This is a genomic window from Mesorhizobium sp. M8A.F.Ca.ET.161.01.1.1 (assembly GCF_004792105.1).
Lineage (GTDB): Bacteria > Pseudomonadota > Alphaproteobacteria > Rhizobiales > Rhizobiaceae > Mesorhizobium.
The window spans coordinates 1-349 of record NZ_SRTD01000213.1; the positions used below are offsets into that span (position 1 = coordinate 1).

The window sequence follows — 349 nt, forward strand, 5'->3', positions numbered from 1 at the left end:
CCGCTTCGTCCGCCCGGCGGCATGGCACGATGCATCGGTGAAAATTCTCTCCGCCAAGGCCACGGGCGGCTTCAGCACGATTAAGACCTTGTTGCCAAATCGCGGATTGACCCGTCGCTGCTTCTCCAGATCGAAGCCTTCGAGGAAAAGCTGCCCTGACCCTCCATTATCCGTCAACTCGAAACTCACGACGATGCTCCACGGCCTTTGCTCAAGGCCGCAATATTATCATCGCCGAGGAAAATTGGAAGAACAAAAAGCGAACAAAACTTCACCATGTGCCGGGCAATATCCGATACGGCCTTTCGCGAACGCAATCCGTATAACCCGGCAACTCGGTCTGGGACAG

The 349-nt window shown here is 55.3% G+C and carries 1 pseudogene; it reads right to left on the minus strand.

The window, feature by feature from the left end:
- Nucleotides 1–189 (minus strand): annotated as a pseudogene (locus EN804_RS35380) (2'-5' RNA ligase family protein); the annotation flags it as partial.
- Nucleotides 190–349 lie beyond the last annotated feature (160 nt).